Source organism: Psychromarinibacter sediminicola, from assembly GCF_029168335.1.
Classification (GTDB): Bacteria; Pseudomonadota; Alphaproteobacteria; order Rhodobacterales; family Rhodobacteraceae; genus Psychromarinibacter; species Psychromarinibacter sediminicola.
The window spans coordinates 1-3,426 of record NZ_JARGYC010000155.1; the positions used below are offsets into that span (position 1 = coordinate 1).

Below are 3,426 nucleotides of genomic sequence, written 5' to 3' on the forward strand. Positions count from 1 at the left end.
ACGGATCGACATGTTGCAATACCCGGAGGACGTCACATGCCCGCTCGCCTTCGCCTGTCCGCGGAAGAGCGCCGATCCGCCATCCTCGATGCCGCCGCGCGCCTGCTAGCCTCGCGCGGTTGGGAGGCGCTCACGGTCAGCGAGATCCTTGGCGAAGCCGGACTCTCGAAAGGGGGGTTCTACCACCACTTCTCCTCCAAGGAGGATATCCTCGAAGCCCTGGTCCGCCGTTTCGCCGATGCCGCGACCGCGGCCGCGACCACCGGGGCCGAGACCGACGGGGCGAGCGTGGTCGAGCGTATCTCGCGCTATCTGTGGGACGCGATGAGCTGGGAGCTCGATCACACCGAAGAGGTCATCGGCATCGTGCGCCTCGTGCGGCGTCCGGGAAACCGGTCGGTTTTCACGAAGCTGAGCCAGGAGAGCGGCCGGCGGTCGCTTCCCGGCCTGAGAGAGCTGCTGTCGGAAGGCGTGGCGCAGGGCGTTCTCGATCTGGCAGATATCGACGTGACGGCCGATCTTTTCCTGCAGGTCGCAAGAACGAGGTGGCTGGCGTTCATCGACATCCACGACGCGGCGCAGGAGGGCCGGCGGGCGGCGGCGGAAGAGAGACTTGCGCGCCGGCTGCGCGCCGAGCAGCAGGCATTCGACCGCCTCCTCGGGCTTCGCGAGGGCAGCATCCGACTGCCCGCCAACAAGGCGTTCGAGAAGCTGCTGTCTTAGACGGGGGCCACTCGGGCGAGGCGGACGACAGGCCGCATTGTCCGCCTAGCGGACCGGCGGTCGACGAGCGCAATGCCAAGTCGGGCGCAACCGCCCGGTTGAGGACGCGCGCCCGACACCGATGCCCCAGGTCAGGACGCGCGCCACGATGCCTCAGGCGACGAGTGCTATGCGACGGTCAAAAGGCCATCCTGAAGTAGGCCGCCTCGAAATTGTCCTCCATGCCGTTGCCGCAGAAGCCCATCACGCCGTTGGTGGTGGCGTCGACCCGTCCACCCGCAACGAAGGACGCGCCCTGAATCCCGTCGGCGTTCGAGGTGAAGGCGATGTCCTTTTGCGCGATGATCTGGCCACCGTACATCTGCAGATCGGCCGGCACTTCCAGGCCGCCCATGGTCACCAGTTGTGCCCCGCCGCCCGTGGCGCAGTTGTCGTCACGCCCCAGGCGCACGCCCGAGGCGGCGCCGAACGAGTTATCGCTGGTGTTCAGGTTGACCACCACAGCGTCCTCGAGGGAAACGCCTTGGCCAAAATTCATCTTACAATTCGTGATAATGACAACTTGGCTCAGGGCCGTCCCGTTGTGGATGTTGGCATGTTGATTTTGCGAAGTGCACCAGATCCTGTGGATGCGTCCCGGTGTGAATACCGAGCCGTCGAGCTTCTGGTTCCGCTTCAAGTCGATTATGGACGAGCTGTTGATGTAATCACGTGAGTACACGTCGTTGGTCGTTTGAACCCCTTCATAGATATCTTGGATACGCTGTAGAATGCGGAGCTTGTAGGAGCCGTCGCGCAGGGCAGCTTCCAAGCCCTCGTTCGAGTCGAACATGTCGCTTGGGCCGTCCAGATCGCGGACGTCCGGCATGGAGACGATCGTGTTGTCCTGAAACACGTTGTTCGAGTTCAGCGAGACAAGGGTGTTCGAATGGACGCAGTAGCCCTCGATATAGAGGTTGTTCGATTGCACATCGACCACGTCCTCACCGACGATGCCTTCGCTCAAGCATGTCGGATAATAGGTGACGAACACGGACTGACTGCGAATGTCCCATTTGTTTAGGCCGATGAACTTGAGGAAATAGGTCGGCTCGGGGTTGTTTCGGGCGCTGATGCGGGCGGTGTCCACAAGGACGGCCATCCGGGAGCCGGAGGAATAGGTGAAGACCTCGGCATCCTCGTCCCAGAACCCGAACTGGATATCCTCCGCCTGGATCACCCCGCCATAGGACCCGTCGGGCATGGCGCCTTTGGCGATCTCGACACCTTTGGCCTGCGCTTCGTCCTGCGGGTAGAATTCCCGTGTCATCAGGGCCGCGTGCGCAGCCGAGTCGGCGGCCACCTGAAGCTGAGTACGGCTTTGATAGGCGTTCGAGACGTCCACGGCGATGCCGCCTACGATGAAGAACAACACCACTAGGATCAGGCTGAACGGTATGATCCCTCCGTCCTCGTCGCGATAGAAGCGTATTATTCCGAGCATTGCCTACGCCTCCCAGTCTTCAATCATGTGTTGCGCGGACAGCGTCAGCGTGATGCGCAAAATGGAGTCGAAGAAGCCAGTCATCATCAGGTCGCTGGCGGGTATCCATACGGTCGTGTTGATGACACCGGCAGTGATCGTCGCCTGGGCCATGGCATTGGGCGCCAGATGGCTGATCTTGGTCTTGACGTAGGACTCTGCCGTCTGCGCGTCCTCGATCCGACCAATCGAGACATTCCTGTTAGTGTCCTGCATGATACGCAGAACTTCCGCACGTGAGTTGAAAATCAAAGACAAATCCACTGTTAACGACAAGATCGCGATCAGAAGAGGCAGCATGAGCACCGTCTCGATGGTTGCGGTGCCCTGATCTTCTCGAAAAAAGCGCTTTATTACAGTCATGGCGATAGCTCCCCTTACCATGCCGCCCGACGCGCTTTCATCGCGAGCGACGGTCCGCGCCAGGTTGCGTCCTGGCGAACCGGTTTCGCGTAATAGCGCAATGTCGGGAACGACCCGTCGCCGCGGAGGCGAGCATTTCTTGAGCGAGTGCCACCGCGAACGGTGGCCTTGCGAGCTACTCGGTGAGCTGCTGGCGACAGATTTCCATCTTGTCTTCCACGGCCGCGAAGGACTCGGCGTCGCCGACCCAGCGCATGTGCCCTGCCATCAACAACTCGTCGGCCGTGCAGTCATATCCGGCCGCCAGAATGTCGGTTTCGGCGGCGCGCTGCGCGCTTACGTCGAGAAACCATTGTCGGCAGGGACTTTCCTGGTCAAATCCTTCTTCATAGAATGAAGCGGACGCCGAGCAGTCCATAAGTCGCTCGAAGAGGGCAACGTTGGCTGCAACATCGTCTGCGACATCTGCATGGGCTGTGTTCGCACTGAGAGCGATCAATGCGAGGGCTGAGAACGTAAGTTTTGGTGCCTTGGTCATTTCTTCCCCGTAAGGTGACCTGGGTGGTGGGTGGATTCCCCGCTTCCTCCAATACTTGGAATTACACAAAACGTTTACATTCGAGGAGAATGGCCATCGATTCTGGCACGATCAGGATGACATCGCGGCGAATCTGCGGCGATAATCAATACCATGCGTTGCTGAGGGACGGCTGGAAGGCGAAGTAGTCATCCGTGAACTATAGCTGGCAACGCTCATGAGCGTCACGCCGCGGCCTTTTCCTGTGCACATGATGGGCTGCGGCCGTAGAAAACGGCCA

Annotated in this window: 4 protein-coding genes; 1 reads left to right on the forward strand and 3 read right to left on the reverse strand. The window is 60.5% G+C overall.

Going from position 1 to position 3,426, the window contains the following annotated elements; genetic code table 11:
• Positions 1 to 36 precede the first annotated feature (36 nt).
• Complete coding sequence (locus P1J78_RS24385; RefSeq protein WP_275569973.1) at positions 37 to 723, forward strand: TetR/AcrR family transcriptional regulator; 687 nt, start codon at positions 37 to 39, stop codon at positions 721 to 723.
• Between the two features lie 178 nt (positions 724 to 901).
• On the opposite strand, the gene P1J78_RS24390 is transcribed toward P1J78_RS24385, so the two are convergent.
• The 3 genes from P1J78_RS24390 to P1J78_RS24400 form a co-directional block, all read right to left on the reverse strand.
• Positions 902 to 2,206 carry a TadE/TadG family type IV pilus assembly protein gene (locus P1J78_RS24390; protein WP_275569974.1) on the reverse strand — a complete coding sequence of 435 codons (1,305 nt, stop codon included), beginning with the start codon at positions 2,204 to 2,206 and terminating at the stop codon, positions 902 to 904.
• Between the two features lie 3 nt (positions 2,207 to 2,209).
• Entirely contained in the window at positions 2,210 to 2,608 is a 399-nt protein-coding gene (locus P1J78_RS24395) for a TadE/TadG family type IV pilus assembly protein (protein WP_275569975.1), read from the reverse strand.
• Positions 2,609 to 2,783: 175 nt separating this feature from the next.
• Entirely contained in the window at positions 2,784 to 3,146 is a 363-nt protein-coding gene (locus P1J78_RS24400) for a hypothetical protein (protein WP_275569976.1), read from the reverse strand.
• Between the last annotated feature and the right edge of the window lie 280 nt (positions 3,147 to 3,426).